A 14,442-nucleotide genomic window follows, 5' to 3' on the forward strand; every position below is an offset into this window, starting at 1 on the left:
CCCTTTCTGTTTGTCCTGACCGCGGTACTACTGGACGGTGAGCTCGTTGCGCTCGCCGGCCTTCATCGTGAAAGGCGTTTCCTTGTCAGCCTTGTCGGTCGTGAAATTGGTCACGAGCACGTAGTCGCCCGCGGCAAGCGTGGTCTGCATCTTCTCGCCATAGGCGTAAGTCACCTGCTTGCGTTCGCCCTGGATGTTCTTCTTGGCCTCATAGATCTTGAAGCCATCGGCGCCTGGCGCGTCGACGGCCAGCACGCCGGCATTCAGCGTCACGTTGACATCGGTCATCTGCCCGACCGTCACGCTGAAAGGCTGTTCGGTTGAGACGGCCTGAACCTCCACCCCCATTACATAGTCGCCGGGCGGCAGGTCGAACTGGCTGTCGGGGCCGTAGGCGTAGGTCACCTGATCGCGGGTGCCGTCGAGCTTCTCGGCCGCCTTGTAGACTTTCCAGGACACGTCCGTGCCCGCCTTTTCGCCACCCTGGGTGTAGAAGGCGTTGGCCTTGGCCTTGCCGACGCCGACGATCATGTCCTTGTCGACGACCTGGCCGGCGACGAGCTGCATCGTCTCGCTCGCCTCGCCGGCCCCCAGATGCACGGTGACCTTGGTCTCGCCGGTCGGAACGACGAACTTGACCTCGCCATAGTTCGCATCCGAGGTGCCACCGGGATAGGCGATGCTGATCTGCGCGGAACGATCGACATCGGCGCCGGGCGCCGGCCGCGCATGGATGGAGATCTCCGCGGCGTTGAGGTTGAGCGCCGGCTGCGTCGCCTTGTCGGCCGTCAGCGAGACCTTCTGCTCGGCCCTGGCGGCGCCGCTTGTGGCGACGACGATGTAGTTGCCGGCGTCAAGGTGGAACTTGACGGTGTTGTAGCCGTAGTCGACATGCTCACCGCCGGTTCCCTTGGCATCGTCCTTGAAGATTTCAAAGTAGACGTCGGACTTCGGCGCCTCGCCGCCCTCCTTCAGGAAGGCCTGCGGGATAAGATTGTAGTCGACCTCGGCGGCTTTCGGCGCGGGAGCCGGCGCCGGTTCGGGAGCCGGCGCGGGGGCCGGTGCCGGAGCCGCCACCGTCTCGACCAGAGCCTCCTGCAGCGCCTTCTCGTCCGAAGCCTGGATGTATTTGCCGCCGGTGTTCTCGGCGAGACAGGCGATCTGCTTGCCCTCGTCGGCGGTCAGGCCGAAGCCAACGACATCTGCGGTGAAGTCGACGCCGCTTTGCTTCAGCTCCTTGCCAAGCGCGCAGGGGTCGCCGCCGCAGGTCTCCAACCCATCGGTGATCAGCACCACCGTTGCCTTGTCCTCGGTGTATTTCAGCGCTTCGGCGGCCTGCCTGACGGCGGCTGTCAGCGGCGTCTTGCCAAGGAATTTCATGCTGTCGGCCGCTGCCGAAATGGCGCTGGCCGAGCCCGCCTGCGGCGGCACGATCAGCTCGATGTCGTCGCAGCTGCCCTTGGTGCGATGGCCATACGCCATGAAGCCGATCTCATCGTCGGCCGGAACCGACTGCAGCACCGTGCGCAGCGATTCACGCGCGATTTCCAGTTTCGGCTTGCCGTCGATCTGGGCCCACATGGAGCCCGATGCATCGAGGATGATAATGACCTTGTTGGCGGCATAGCCAAACGTGGTCATCGACAAAAGGAGGATCGCCGCAGCGACGCTCCGTGCCAGTCCCGCCATAGAAATCTCCTGAGTGAACCCCCGTCCGCGTCCGGAAAGCTATTTGACGCAGCGTCAGGAAACAAGTCTGCAGGAGACGCCGTGCTCGGCACTCGCTTGTGGGGCCTGGGAATCAGTAGGTGGTGCGGCGTTCTTCCGAGGGCGGGCGGCCGAATTGCAGCCTGTAGCTCTGCGCGAAATAGGAATGCGAGGTGAAGCCGGTGGCGATCGCCACGTCGAGGATCGGCATGTTGGTCTGGCGCAGCAATTCGCGCGCCCGTTCCAGCCTCAGGCGCATATAGTAGCGGCCGGGCGTCACGCTGAGGTGGCGCAGGAACAGGCGCTCGACCTGGCGCACCGAAAGCCCCGCCGATTTGGCGAGCTGCACCGCAGACAGCGGCTCGTCGAGATGGTCGGCCATCAGTTCGACGATGCGCCTGAGCTTCTCCGACTTGCCGGTGAGGTCGCGCTCCGGCCCGACACGCTGGCGGTCGCCCGCCGAGCGGATGCGCTCGTGCTGGAACTGGTTGGCGACGCCGTTGGCGAGGTTGGAGCCGAAATCGCCGCGCACGATCTCCAGCATCAGGTCGATCGAGGTGGTGCCGCCGGCGCAGGTGTAGCGCTTGCGGTCGATCTCGAAGACGTTGCCGGTGCAGTTGATGTCGGGGAAGCGCTCCATGAAGCCGGCGCGGTTCTCCCAGTGGATGGTGCAGCGGTAGCCGTCGAGCTGCCCGGCCTCGGCCAGCAGATAGGAGCCGACCGACAGCGCGCCGAGCGCATTGCCGCGCCGTCCCCAACTGCGCAACGCGGCCAGCACCTTGCTCTTGCCGGGGAATTCCGTGGTGAGCCCGACCGAGACGAACAGGATGTCGACCGGCGGCATGTCGGCAACCGAATAGTCGATCTTGAGCGGCAGGCCGTTCGAGGCCATGACCGCGTCGCCATCGGCCGAAATCGTCGTCCAGCCATAGAAATCGCGGCCGAGCAGGCGGTTGGCCGAGCGGAAACAGTCGATGGCCGCCGCCAGCGAAAACATCGAGAATTTGTCGACCAGCAGAAAGCCGAACTGACGGCCGCCCTGAACGGGATCGTTCGTGATCGGCCGTTCAACAGGAGCAGTAAGATTCGGCAAGGATGCTGCTTTCGATCAGAAGGACGGCCGCTTCAACCCGGCCGCGAGGTAGGCGGAAGCTACAGTGTTGGCCATCAGCATGGCAATGGTCATCGGCCCGACGCCGCCAGGCACCGGCGTGATGGCGCCAGCATTCTTGGCCGCCTCGGCATAGGCGACGTCGCCGACCAGGCGGCTCTTGCCTTCGCCCTTTTCGGGCGCCGGAATACGGTTGATCCCGACGTCGATCACAGTGGCGCCGGGCTTCACCCAGTCGCCTTTGACCATCTCGGGACGGCCAACGGCAGCGACCAGGATGTCGGCGGTGCGGGCCAGCGCCGGCAGATCCTTAGTGCGGCTATGGGCAATGGTGACAGTGCAGTTGGCGGCCAGCAGCAGATTGGCCATCGGCTTGCCGACGATGTTGGAGCGGCCGACGACGACGGCGTTGAGACCGGACAGGTCCTTGCCGCGCACGCGCTCGATCAAAAGCATCGAGCCGGCCGGCGTGCAGGGCACGAAGGCCGTCTCCAGCTCACCGGTGCCCAGCTTGCCGACATTGATGAAGTGGAAACCGTCGACATCCTTTTCCGGCGCGATCGTCTGAATGACCTTGCCGGCATCGATGTGGCCGGGGAGCGGCAGCTGGACGAGGATGCCGTGGATCGACGGGTCGGCGTTGAGATCGCCGATGATCTTCAGCAATTGTTCCTCGCTGGTGTCGGCCGGCAGCGTGTGCTGGAGCGAATGGAAGCCGCATTCCTTGGCTGTGCGCGATTTCGAGGCGACGTAGACCTGGCTTGCCGGATCCTCGCCGACTATGACCACCGCCAGACCGGGCTTGGTGGCGCCCTTGGCCGAAAGCTCCGACGTCAGCGCCTTGACCTTCGAAACCACATCCTCGGCGACACGCTTTCCGTCGATCACTTCGGTCATCACGAACTCTCCGTTTTGAGGCCGCATCGATGCATGCCCCGTGCCTCAATCCGGCATCTCGATCCGCCAACGCAAAGCGCAATCGGCCGAAATGCCGCGCGGCATTTTCACGAAAATTCGACAAGGCAATCCCGTCAAAGCGTCGTCGGATGCCGTAAACCCGAAACCGGTCGCTTTTATCGAAGGGCGAGCCGTTAAGAAATATGGGTAGTCAAGAAATACGGGCGCTTTAGAAATAGCGGCGACGCGAGCGGTTTTCGGTCAGCTCGCGCACCGCCTCGCGGAATTCGCGCAGGCTGGCGCGGATCTCGTCGATCTCACCCTGATCGGCGGGCGACTGGCGAGCCTCGCCGGCAGTCGGCGGTTGCGGATGATAGGACGCCGAGGATGCCGGATAATGATCCTCGTAGGGATCGCTTCTCGAATGGTCCGGCCGGTAGGAATAGGAATAGCGCTGCTGGTATGGCGGCTGAAAATTCTCCCGGGCCGGGGTTTCGGCACGGGGATAGCGTTCCTCCCGGCTGGGCGCGCGCCACGCGCTTTCGGGCGGGACAGAGTCCAGATCGACCGTGTCAGCCGGCTCGCGCCGCACGAAATAGCGAAGCGCAGAGGCCAACGAGCCAAAAAAACCTGGACGGCCGGCGTCGTTGTCCGGCGTCGGTGGTGGCATGACAGGTTGGGCCGCAGGCGGCGCAGCCACCGACGCGGGCCGAGGGGCCGGAGGTGAGGCAGGCGGCGGCGTGAAGGACGCGGCTGGTGACGGCTTGAATGCCGGGGCCGGAGGCGGCGTAATTGACGGAGCCGGAGGCGGCGTGAAAGACGGCGCGGGCGTGAAAGTCGAGGACGGCGGTGGAGCGACCGGCGGGGCCGGAGGCGGTGTCACGAGCGGTGGCGGCGCCGGCGGAGCGGCGCGGTTGGAAGTGTTCTCCATCGTGGGAGCACGCTCGTCGACCCGGCGGCGCGACCGGCTATCGGCCGTCTCGCGCAGACTGGCGAGGATGCCGCGCAGCGCGCCGAGGCCGATGCCAGCGAACAGGCCGGCAAACAGGCCGGCCACGGCCATCACGGCGCGCGACGGACCCTTGGCTTGCAGCGGCGCATAGGCGTCAGAAATGACGCTGATGTTGGCGGTGTTGATGTCCTTCTGCTCGCCGGTTTCCTTGGCGCGCAGCAGGAACTGCTCGTAGACGGAACGCTTGGCGGCCGCCTCGCGCTCCAGCTCGCGCAACGAAACCAGGTTGTTGTTGACGTCGCCGCTCTGCACCTTGGCCTGCGCCAGACGCGACGAAAGATCCTGCTCGAGCTGGACCGAGCGCTTCAGGTCGACCTGCAGCGAGGACGCGATGCGCTGCAGCTCGGCGCCGATGCGTTCGCGCGCCCCGGCAAGCTGGGCATTGAGCGCCTCGATCTCCGGATGGCGCGGCCCGAGCTTGACCTCGGCGCGGTCGGCTTCCTGCTTCAGCGCCGCATATTGCGAGCGCAGCTCGCTCATCATGTTGGAGTTGATCTCTTCCGGCAAAGTGCCGCTGAGGACCGAATTGACGTTCAGCGAACGCGCCGAGGCCGCGCGGGCATTGAGCTCCAGCGTTCGCGCGCGGGCGACGGAAAGCTGCTCGTTGAGCTTCAGCATCTGGTCGTCGCTGATCAGATGGCCCTGCGCGTCGACGAGATCGTGCGTCGCCCGGTAGTCTTCGACGTTGCGTTCGGCCGTCTCGACGCCTTTGCGCAATTCGTCGAGCCTGGAGGTCAGCTCGTCATTGGCGCGGCCCGCGGTGTTCGACTGGATTTCGCTGGAGATCTGCTTGAACGCCGTGACCATGGTGTTGGCGATCAGGGCGGATTTTTCGGCATTCTGCGTGGTGGCGCTGACCGAGACCACGAAGGTCTTGCCGCCACGCTCGACGTCGAGGCTGTCGTACAGTTTGCCGACCGCCAACGCGCGCTTGCGCGCTTCGTCCGCCGCGCCGGCATCCTGCCGCGACAGGATCGAGCGCAGCGTCGACATCAGGCCGAAACCGCCATTGCCCTGGCCGTTGAACTCAGGGTCGTTGGTGAGGTTGAGATCGGTGACGACCTTGTTGAGCACGGTGCCCGAGGTGAGGATGCGAACCTGGTTCTCGACAATGGCAAGCGTCGCATCCGAGGCGACCACGTTCTGCGTCAGGTCGCGATCGGTGAGCTTGAGGTCGCGCGGGTCGACGATGACGTCGGTGGTGGCCTCATATTTCTTCGGCGTCGACAGCGCGATGGCGACGCCGAGGGCGGCGCCCAGGATCGTCGTCGTCAGGATCAGCGCCTTCGATCGCGTGACGCCGTGAACGACCTGTATCGGATCGATCAGCGGCTTCCATTCCTGGGCATCGTCTGCGGTGGATGGCCGGCTTGCATAACGAGGTTCGGGAGCGGCTTGCGTCCGATGGCTGCCCGCCGCGGCCTCGTGGCCCTGGCTGGGCGAAGCGGATCGATTTCTTCGGACCCAGTCGTCCCCGGTTTCGACCGGATCCGCGTTCAGCAGGGTCTGATCGCTGCCTAAGCCGCCGGTATCGGCGGGCTGCGGATTAGACTTCCCCTCGCGCTCGGTACGCGCGGCACGGTGGCGCGCAGCGGCGTCCTCGCGCCATGAGGAGTCGGCTTTATCGCCGATCGAAACGGTGTTGTCCTCGCCGCGCATAGCCTGACCGAGCGCGAGCAGGGAACGCTCGCGCCTCCAGTCATCACGGTTATCCCTGTCAACCATTGTCCTGGAACTTACTCTCTGGCGGCTTGGGAGCGGCGGATCGGCCAATCGTTAAGTCACGCTAAACGGGCATAGGAAACAAACAGTTAATTTCGCGTCCGGGCTCACGCGGTTTCTTGCCTTGTTCGCGGCATTTCGGCGCCGCCAAGGCGGCCGCCAGAACGCCGCGTTAAACTTTCCAGCCTATCTATCGCCCCCGACATGACCCAGGCCAGCGACATGCCGCAAAGGCGGAGCTTCGCGCGGATCGGCCACTTCGTGGCGACCCGCCGGAAACTGGTGTTCGACTATTTCTCGGCAATCAGCGGCGCCGGCGGCCGGCTGGTGTTTTCGCTGGCCTATTTCATCGCCTTGGCCAACACGCTTTCGATCGCCGAATTCGGCATGTTCGCGACTGCCTCGGCCGCCGGCATCATGCTGTCGCGCATCCTGGCCTTCGGCTTCATCTCGGCACTCTACCGCACCGCCACGATCCGCCCCAATCTGATCGGCACCTTCACCGCCGGTTTCCTGCTTCTCGGCGTCTTGTCACTGCCGTTCCTCGCCGCGGCCTCCTACGGCGTCTACCTGATCTTCTTTGCCGGCACCGTGCCTCTGTCGGCCTTCGCCGCGGTCGTCTTCGCCGAGGCGCTGTTGTGGCGGCCGGTCGAGGTGGCGCTGATCGTCAACAACGGGCTCGGCAAGTTCGGGCGCGCGGCGGTGCTTGCCATCCTGGCGACAGCGCTTCGGGCGATCGGCGCGGTGCTGTTCATGCTTGGCGCGCAGCACACGATCGGCGCGTGGTCGTTGTATTACATCGGCGCCAACGCCGCCTCGCTCGTCGTCGCCTTCGTCTTCTTCTACCCGCGCCAGCGGCTGCGGCTGCGCGCCGAGCTTTATTTCAGGCGACTCGCCGATTCCATCTATGTCGCCGGTTCCGAAGTGCTGTTCTACCTGCAGATGGAGTTCGACAAGCTCCTAGTGCTGTCGATCGGCGGACCGCACCTCGCCGGCATCTACGCCATCATCATGCGGCTGGTCGATCTCACCGCGATCCCGATCCGCACCTTCTCGATGATGCTGGTGCAACGCATGATGCGGGCGCCGGAGCTTCTGTCGCGGCTGGCGGTCAAGAGCGGCATCGAAGGCGGCGTCTTCCTGGTCTCGACGCTGGCGCTGCTGTCGCTCGGCATCGTCTTACATTTCTTCCCGAACGCGCTCGGCAAAAATGTCGCTGAGGCGGCGCCGCTGGTCGCGCTCGCGGTCTGCGTGCCGGGACTGCGCAACCTCGTCGAATACCAGGCCGAGCTTCTCTTCGCGCGCGGCCAGACGGCGGTGCGCGCGATCAATCTCGGCCTGCTCGCCGGGTTGAAAGCGGTGCTGTTGACCTATGTGCTGACGACAATTGCCGACACCGCCAACCTGGTGCTGTCACTCAACATCGTCTTCCTGCTGCTTTATCTCGCCTCGATGCTCTTGACCTACTCAGCCATGCGCAGGCCGGCCAAGGCGATCTGAGCCTTACGCCGCAAGCCCGATCAGGCGGCGGATCCGGCCGATATCGGTGCCGATGAAGGATTGCATGCCGATCGCGACCTGCTCCGGCGCCATGGTGTCGACGAAGCGGCGGAACTCGTCATCCGAGAGAGCTTTGCCGTTCCAGTGGACGCGGCAGAATTCCTCCGAACCGTGGAAATGGCCGGCGCCTTCAAGCACGTCGTCGACATAGCGGCCATAGATCATGCATTCGGAGAACTGGCGTGCCGAGCCGACGACGCCGACCCAGTCGCGGCCATGCACCTTCTCGATGCGCTCGCACATCGCGTTGACCGTCTCGCGGCGCCAGGCAATCAGCGTCGAGATATAGTCGTGGCTCGACGGATTGACGGGGTCGACGCCGAGCGCCGCGCCAGCATTGCGTGACCAGATGCGATGCTCGCCGTGGCCATCGTTCGACAGCACGCCGTCGCGCCGGAACAGCCGCACCTTGCCGTCGCGCCAGAAGGCGTCGGTGTCGAACGGTTTCAGGAAGGCGACGTCGGAATCGCAGAAGACGAGAACATCTTCCTTGACGCGGCCGGCGATGGCGATGCGGCGCAGTTGCTGCACGTGCCAGCCGCGCAGCGGCTGCGTCCTGAAGCTCAGCCAGACGCGGCGGCGGAAACCACTCAGCGGATCGTCGAAAACATGCAACCAGCGCGGCAGCAGATCCCGCTCGTCGACGACGCTGCGGCGGCCGGATTCCAGCTGGCGAAACAGCGCGACGTCGCGATGCTCGGTGAGGATGTAGTGATGCGCCATGCCGGTGACGTGGCGATCGATGGTTTCGCACAACAGCCGGCAGCGCTCGAAATCGGGCGCGTAGCTCGCGGTGACGATCGCGGCTAAAGGCGCGCGCGGCAGCGGTTCGATCTTGGTGGCGGTGTCCGGCACGAAGCGGCTGTTCACCGGCGCGCCTCCGCCGGTCGCGGCCCCAAAGACAGCTTCTGCCTGACGACTCGCCACAGGAAGACCGGATTGCCGACGATGTAGCGGCGCCAAAGGCGGCCGGGTTCGATCCAGAGGCGGAACAGCCATTCGAGCCGCAGCCGGCGCAGCCACAGCGGCGCGCGCGGCACCGAGCCGCTCATGAAATCGAGCAGCGCGCCGACGGCAACGGGCAGCGTGCAATGGCGGCTGTCGATGTGGCGCTCGATCCATAATTCCTGGCGCGGCACGCCCATGGCGACGAGCAGCACGTCCGGCCGCAGCCGGGCGATACGCTCGAGGATCGCTGGCTCTTCGGCGGCGGAGAAGAAGCCGTCATGGATGACGACGAAATTGTGCTGCACGGCGAGCGTCGAAAGCTTCGCGCATGCGGCTTCGGCATTGGCGCGCGTCGTACCGAGCAGCGCAACCGTCAGGGGATGCGACGACGCCTGCAGGAAGGCCGGAATGAAGTCGGTGCCGTTGAGGTTGCTGGGGAAAGGCGCGCCGTAAAGCAGCTTCGCCGCCATGTCGACGCCGACACCGTCCGGGAGGATGAGGAAGTCTTCCAGAGCCTCGGCAAAGACCGGATCGGTGCAGGCAAGGTTGGCGTTGTGGGCGTTGAGAAAACTCACCTTGGTGAAGCGACGCTCGTCGATCAGCCTGGTAAGCAAGGCGATTGCCTCGTCCCAGCGAATGGCCAGCACCGGAATGCCCAGAATGGTCTTGAGCGTATCGAAGCCGAAGGCGGCGCGCGCGGTGTGCATGTTCATGCGGCGACCTCCTGCCTGACAGCGCCGAGCTTCTCCAGACCGAGCCCGACCGCGGTGTCGAGCGCCTTCAACTGGCGGCGGTGGAAGGCGCTGCCATCGACGTCACGGACATTGGCCGCGGCCGCCTGGAGAGCGGCGGCGAAGGCGATCGGATCGTCGGTCACCACACAATTGTCGGGACGATAGCCGATGCCGCGCAGCGAGCGGCTGGTGGCGACGGACGGCAGGCCAAGTTCGAAGGTCTCGATGGTTTTCAACTGCACGCCGCTGCCGGCGGTGCTGATCAAGGGAATGACGGCGGCGCCGCGCACGAAGGCCTGCGCATCCGGAACCCGGCCGACGAAGGAGACGCCGGGATGCGCCGAGGTCACGCCGGAAGGCATGTTGCCGGCGATCCTGACGCGGAAATCCGGCTTCAGATGCGGCACCACCTTGGTCAGGAACCAGTCAAGCCCGATGCGGTTGGGCTGCCATGTCCAGGTGCCGATCAGCGCGGCGTCGCAATCGATGGCGCGCGGCACCTTCCTGGCCACCGGCGCCTGCGCGCGGGTCACAAGCGGCAGCACCGCCGAGCGCCTGTCGGAGGCGACACCCAGTGCCGAGCGGTCTTCCTCGGCCAGCGTGAAGACGAAACGCGCGGCGCCGCAGAGGCGCTCTTCCATGACTTTGAGGAGTCTGGCCTCGCGGCGGAACATCCAGCGCTGGAGCGCGCTGGTTGCGGCCGCGGCATTTTCCTCGGCCGAGCGATGCTCGACATTGTGCGCGACGAAGACGAATGGACGGTCAGTGAGCACCTTTTCAAAGGCACCGGCAAACTGCACCGAATTCAGGACATAGCCGTCGAAGGGGCCGGTGCGCTCGATGGCGGCGCAGACTTGCGCGTCCGGAACGACACGCAGCTTGACCGAGGCAAAGGTAAGGCCGGAGAGAACCGCCTTGCCGAGCCAGACGAGTTTTTGCAGCGGCGAGGCGCTTTCGGTGCGGACCTCGACGGCGTCGAGCACAATGGTGTTTTGCGGATCGGAAGGAACCTTGCCCGGCCAGATGAAGCCGATCACCGTCACGCGCACGCCGGCACGCCGCAACGCGTCGATGATCGCGGCGTTGGCAATCTCGTAGCCCGAGGCGAGAGCGCCATCGGGCACGATCGATGTGGCGAACAGCAGATGCATCTCACCTATCCTTAGGTGCAGCCGGTAGCAAAACGCGGTGAAGTCTTGATTAAATGGCACTGTCAAAGGCCAAAGACCCGGCTTTTCCGACAGCCGGGCGCGAAGGTGATTAACGAAACGTTATCACCGCGATGCTATCGAGAGCGCAAACGCACGCTGCTGGAAACGGATGATCCCTTTGCCGTCCGACGCTTCTGTATCGATAGCCGGGCGGTCGCCGGGGCTTGCCGCCGGGTCCGTCGAAGCGGTCGTGACGCTGCCGACCTTCAAGCGGCCGCAGCAGGTGCTGGAAACCCTGTCGTCGCTCAAGGCGCAGCGGACCGGCCGGCGCTTCGCCGTCATCGTCATCGAAAACGAGGCCGAGGCGCGCGAGGGCGCCCGCGCGGTGCTGCCGCTGTTCGAGAGCGGCGAGATGCCCGGCATGGTGATCATCGCGCATCAGCGCGGCAATTGCAGCGCCTACAATGCCGGCTGGCAGACGGCGGTCCTGCAATTTCCCAACTTCAAGCACCTCCTGGTCATCGACGACGACGAGATCGCCGAACCGGACTGGCTGGAGCGCATGTGCAAGGCAGCCGAGACGCTTCAAGCCGACATTGTCGGCGGCCCGCAAGTGCCGGTCTTCGCCGATCCGAGCCACGCGAGATGGGCCGAACACCCGGTCTTTGCGCCGCCCTATCGGGAAACGGGTCGCGTGCCGGCGCTTTTTTCGTCAGGCAATCTGCTGGTCGGGCGCAACGTGCTGGCGGCCATGGGACCGCCCTTCCTTGATTTGCGATTCAATTTCATGGGCGGCGGCGATTCCGACTTCCTCAGCCGTTGCGCACAGAAAGGCTTCGTGCTCGGCTGGTGCGCCGAGGCAAAGGTCAAGGAAACCGTGCCGGCACGCCGCGTCGAGGCCGACTGGATCCGCGCCCGCAGCCTGCGCAATGGCGTCATCTCGACGCTGGTCGAAAAGAAGAAGCGCGCCGGCACGCCGCTTGCCGGCTTCAAAGTGTTTGCGAAGAGCCTGGCGCTGCTCGCCGCCTCGCCGCTGCGCGGCGCCATCCGGCTGGCGCGCACGGGCTCGCTGACGACGGGCCTCTATCCGGTCTACGTCGCGCTTGGCCGGGTGCTTGCCGAATTCGGATATACCAATGAGCAGTACCGACAGCCTGAGAAGAATTGAGCGCGCGCCGCTCAGCGCCGCCTTCACCAGGCAAGGTGTGGCGACGGCTATCGCCGCGCTCCTGTTCACCGTCATCATCGTCTCGTTCCGGCCGTTCCAGCCGGCCGGCGCGGAACTGACCGGCGACGGCGGCGACATCGTCAACCAGCTCGGCTTCGGCTCGCTCGGCGCCGTCTCGATCTTCGCGCTGCTCGCCTTCGCCGATCCGCGCGTGGTGCGCTCGCTGGTCAGCCCCTCCTGGGCACTGATGCTGGGCTTCTTCTTCCTGTCGGTGGTGCTGGCGACCGATCCGCCCGCGGCGATGCGCGCCGCCTCCTTCACCATGATCGGCATCATCACCATGGCGACGATCCTGGTGCTGCCGCGCGACGCCGACTCCTTCGCCCGCGTCGTCGTCTTCACCGCCGTCGTGGTGATCGGCCTCTCCTATGTCGGCCTGATCGTCTTCCCGCATGAGGCGCTGCACACGGCCGATTCGCAGGAGCCCGAGCATGCGGGCCTGTGGCGCGGCGTCTTCACCCACAAGAATATCGCCGGTCCGGTGATGGCCTGCTTCAGCTTCGCCGGGCTCTATCTGTTCCGGCGGGGCCAGCGCTGGTGGGGCGCCGGCATCTTCTGCGCGGCGATGGTGTTCATGCTGCACACCGGCTCCAAGACCACGGCCGGCCTGGTGCCGTTCTCGATCATGATCGTCGTGCTGCCCAGCCTCATCGGCATGCGGCTCGGCACGCCGATCCTGTTTGCGCTGGCCATCATCGCGACCGCCGTCGGCACGCTCGGCATCGTCTTCATCCCGCCGGTGAAGCATCTGGCGGCGATCTATTTTCCGAACCTGACCTATACCGGACGCACCACGCTTTGGGAGTTCGCCGGCGAGATGCTGGCGAAGAAGCCATGGACCGGCTACGGCTACGAAAGCTTCTGGGGGACGCCGCTGCTGCTCAACCAGGACCAGCCGTTCGACCGGCCCTGGGACATCCGCACCATCGTGCATGGCCATGACGGCTATCTGGACATTGCCGTGCTGATGGGCATCCCGGCGCTCTGCGTCGCCGTCTACACCTTCCTGATCGCGCCTTTGCGCGACTACATGCGTATCCCGGCGCGCAAGGAAAACATCTTCCTCGGTGATTTCTTCATGATGGTGGTGCTGTTCACGGCGCTGAACGGCTTCCTGGAAAGCTTCTTCTTCCACCGCGGCGATCCGGTCTGGCTGTTCTTCGTGCTCGGCGTGCTTGGCCTGAGACAAGTCTCGCTGCGGCCGATCCCGGTTCGCCTCTCCCACTAGTTCCTGGACGATCTATCTCCCGCTGACGGCTCTTTTCCCCCGAGGCGCAAGCGTCTAAGGAAAGCCTTTCTCGCGGAGGCTTTCATGACGATCAGGCTCGTTCTCGCCGGTTGCGGCAATATGGGTTACGCCATGCTCTCGGGTTGGCTGAAATCCGCCAAGCTCGAGCCGTCGGCGGTGTTCGTGGTCGAGCCCAATGCCGAACTGCGCCAGCGCGCCGAACATCTCGGCTGCCATGCCGCCGCCGAGGCCGCACGCATTCCGGCCGATGCGGTGCCCGATCTCGTCGTCATCGCGGTGAAACCGCAGGTGATCCGCGAGGTGACGGCTGACTACAAGCGCTTCGGCGACGGCCGCACCACTTTCGTCAGCGTCGCCGCCGGCACGCCGGTCGCCACGTTCGAAACTATCCTCGGCGAGCACGCGCCGGTCATCCGCTGTATGCCGAACACGCCGGCTTCGATCGGCAAGGGCATGATGGTGGTGTTTTCCAATCCGCTGGTCTCCGACGACGTCCGCCGCTTCGTTGTCGAACTGCTTTCGGCAAGCGGCGTCGTGACGACGATCGACGACGAGGGCCTGATGGATGCCGTCACCGCCGTCTCCGGCTCCGGCCCGGCCTACATCTTCCACTTCATCGAGGCGCTGACGGTTGCGGCCGAAAAGGCCGGCCTGCCGACAGAGACCGCAAAGCTGCTTGCCATGCAGACCGTCTTCGGCGCCGCCTCGCTCGCCAGCGAAAGCGACGAGGAGCCGGGCGTGCTGCGCCAGCAAGTGACCAGCCCCAACGGCACGACCGCCGCGGCGCTTGCCGTGCTGATGGGCGGGGACCGGCTGACGAAGCTGGTCACCGAAGCCGTGGAGGCGGCAAGGCTCAGGTCGATAGAGCTGGGGAAGTAAGGGCCATCTGGTTCCTCGACGCGTTGATTTTGACAGAATGGTCGCCTGAGCGGGTAGCGCCTCAACGTCTTCCGAGGTCTCCAGGAACGAGGCAAATCGCCGACTGAGGAGATTAGCCGAGGCGCGCGAACTTCGTCATCCACGGGCGGAGCGGGAGCGAAGCGGACGCGCAGACCCGAGGATCCTGTGTGTTGGTTCTGGTGTATGGTTGAAGTGGGAAGGAGACCGAGTGGATCCTGGTCGT

General features: G+C 65.1%; 11 protein-coding genes. 4 read left to right on the forward strand and 7 right to left on the reverse strand.

What is annotated here, in order from left to right:
• Positions 1 to 27: 27 nt before the first annotated feature.
• The 4 genes from KVT37_RS29690 to KVT37_RS29705 all read right to left on the reverse strand — a co-directional run bounded on the left by KVT37_RS29690 (position 28) and on the right by KVT37_RS29705 (position 6,452).
• Entirely contained in the window at positions 28 to 1,689 is a 1,662-nt protein-coding gene (locus KVT37_RS29690; protein ID WP_217578581.1) for a VWA domain-containing protein, read from the reverse strand.
• Between the two features lie 112 nt (positions 1,690 to 1,801).
• Positions 1,802 to 2,800 (reverse strand): GlxA family transcriptional regulator, encoded by a 999-nt coding sequence (locus KVT37_RS29695; protein WP_095819786.1) that lies wholly within the window; start codon positions 2,798 to 2,800, stop codon positions 1,802 to 1,804.
• 15 nt (positions 2,801 to 2,815) lie between these two features.
• The gene (folD, locus tag KVT37_RS29700; RefSeq protein WP_217578582.1) at positions 2,816 to 3,715 is read right to left on the reverse strand and encodes a bifunctional methylenetetrahydrofolate dehydrogenase/methenyltetrahydrofolate cyclohydrolase FolD; all 900 of its coding nucleotides are present in this window, start codon (positions 3,713 to 3,715) and stop codon (positions 2,816 to 2,818) included.
• 229 nt (positions 3,716 to 3,944) lie between these two features.
• Positions 3,945 to 6,452: a GumC family protein gene (locus tag KVT37_RS29705; protein WP_217578583.1), complete on the reverse strand. Its 2,508-nt coding sequence runs from the start codon at positions 6,450 to 6,452 to the stop codon at positions 3,945 to 3,947.
• A 201-nt stretch (positions 6,453 to 6,653) separates the two neighbouring features.
• Between KVT37_RS29705 and KVT37_RS29710 the strand changes: the two genes are divergently transcribed.
• Positions 6,654 to 7,949, forward strand: coding sequence for a lipopolysaccharide biosynthesis protein (locus tag KVT37_RS29710; RefSeq protein WP_217578584.1), 1,296 nt, complete (start codon positions 6,654 to 6,656; stop codon positions 7,947 to 7,949).
• A 3-nt stretch (positions 7,950 to 7,952) separates the two neighbouring features.
• On the opposite strand, the gene KVT37_RS29715 is transcribed toward KVT37_RS29710, so the two are convergent.
• From KVT37_RS29715 to KVT37_RS29725, 3 genes are read right to left on the reverse strand one after another with little or no spacing between them, the layout of a single operon-like run.
• Entirely contained in the window at positions 7,953 to 8,879 is a 927-nt protein-coding gene (locus KVT37_RS29715; protein WP_217578585.1) for a DUF6492 family protein, read from the reverse strand.
• Complete coding sequence (locus KVT37_RS29720) at positions 8,876 to 9,670, reverse strand: WecB/TagA/CpsF family glycosyltransferase (RefSeq protein ID WP_217578586.1); 795 nt, start codon at positions 9,668 to 9,670, stop codon at positions 8,876 to 8,878. The genes KVT37_RS29715 and KVT37_RS29720 overlap by 4 nt, the downstream gene beginning before the upstream one ends.
• Positions 9,667 to 10,842: a glycosyltransferase family 4 protein gene (locus tag KVT37_RS29725; protein WP_217578587.1), complete on the reverse strand. Its 1,176-nt coding sequence runs from the start codon at positions 10,840 to 10,842 to the stop codon at positions 9,667 to 9,669. Before KVT37_RS29725 ends, KVT37_RS29720 begins: the two co-directional genes overlap by 4 nt.
• A 169-nt stretch (positions 10,843 to 11,011) precedes the next feature.
• Between KVT37_RS29725 and KVT37_RS29730 the strand changes: the two genes are divergently transcribed.
• The 3 genes from KVT37_RS29730 to proC all read left to right on the forward strand — a co-directional run bounded on the left by KVT37_RS29730 (position 11,012) and on the right by proC (position 14,198).
• A complete protein-coding gene (locus KVT37_RS29730; RefSeq protein WP_217578588.1) occupies positions 11,012 to 12,010 on the forward strand; it encodes a glycosyltransferase family 2 protein in 999 nt (332 codons plus the stop codon).
• Positions 11,979 to 13,298 carry an O-antigen ligase gene (locus tag KVT37_RS29735; RefSeq protein WP_217578589.1) on the forward strand — a complete coding sequence of 440 codons (1,320 nt, stop codon included), beginning with the start codon at positions 11,979 to 11,981 and terminating at the stop codon, positions 13,296 to 13,298. The genes KVT37_RS29730 and KVT37_RS29735 overlap by 32 nt, the downstream gene beginning before the upstream one ends.
• Before the next feature lie 84 nt (positions 13,299 to 13,382).
• On the forward strand, positions 13,383 to 14,198 hold the full coding sequence (gene proC / locus KVT37_RS29740) for a pyrroline-5-carboxylate reductase (protein WP_217578590.1): 816 nt from the start codon (positions 13,383 to 13,385) through the stop codon (positions 14,196 to 14,198).
• Positions 14,199 to 14,442 lie beyond the last annotated feature (244 nt).

Source organism: Mesorhizobium sp. GbtcB19, assembly GCF_019091085.1.
Lineage (GTDB): Bacteria > Pseudomonadota > Alphaproteobacteria > Rhizobiales > Rhizobiaceae > Mesorhizobium.